Raw genomic sequence first — 1,095 nt, 5'->3', positions numbered from 1 at the left:
GACCGCAATCGCTTGGTTATCATTTGGGGCTTCTGCCTCGCCGGTGTCGATTTTGTCGGTAATCTGACGGCGAGCGGACGTCGGCGTGATGCCATGTTCTTTGTTATACGCCATCTGTTTGGCACGGCGACGCTCAGTTTCTTCAATCGCCTTTTGCATACTTGGGGTAATGCTGTCAGCGTACAAAATCGCCTTACCATTGACATGGCGCGCAGCACGACCAATGGTCTGAATGAGCGAACGCTCCGAGCGTAAAAAGCCTTCTTTATCCGCATCAAAAATCGCCACTAAGCTCACCTCAGGCATATCCAAACCCTCACGCAATAGGTTGATACCGACTAGCACATCATGCACGCCTGTCCGCAGTTCGTGGATGATTTTCATCCGCTCCACCGTGTCAATATCCGAGTGCAAATAAGCGACTTTGATATTGTACTCTTTTAGATAACTGGTCAAATCTTCTGCCATGCGTTTGGTGAGCGTGGTAATCAGCACTCGCTCATCTTTGGCTTTACGAATGTTGATTTCCGATAGCACATCATCAACTTGGGTCAAGACAGGACGAATCTCAAGCTGTGGATCCACTAGACCGGTCGGACGTACCACTTGCTCTACGACCTGCTCGCTATGCTCAAGCTCGTATTGGGCAGGGGTCGCTGACACAAAAATGGTCGCAGGGGTAATACGCTCCCATTCTTCAAACATCAGCGGGCGGTTATCCATCGCAGATGGCAGACGAAAGCCGTAATTGACCAAGGTTTCTTTACGACTTCTATCGCCTTTATACATCGCGCCGACTTGTGGTACGGTTACATGGCTTTCATCAATAAATAGCAAGGCATCGGGCGGAATATAGTCAAACAACGTCGGCGGCGCTTCACCGGCAGGACGTCCCGATAAATGGCGCGAATAGTTCTCAATGCCGTTACAATAGCCAAGCTGTTGAATCATTTCCAAATCATAAGTGGTGCGTTCTTTGATACGCTGGGCTTCAATCAGTTTGTCATGCGCTCGAAAATACTCAAGACGTTGTTCAAGCTCGGCTTTGATAGTGCCACTGGCTCTTTCTAGCTTGTCTCGTGGGGTGACGTAGTG

The 1,095-nt window shown here is 49.5% G+C and carries 1 protein-coding gene; it reads right to left on the bottom strand.

Annotated elements, in window-relative coordinates:
* On the bottom strand, positions 1-1,095 hold a 1,095-nt coding region (locus tag GY683_RS09015), incomplete at both ends, for a helicase-related protein (RefSeq protein ID WP_297288409.1).

The organism is Moraxella sp. (assembly GCF_024227015.1).
Lineage (GTDB): Bacteria > Pseudomonadota > Gammaproteobacteria > Pseudomonadales > Moraxellaceae > Moraxella.
This window is presented reverse-complemented; position numbering and strand designations above follow the sequence as displayed.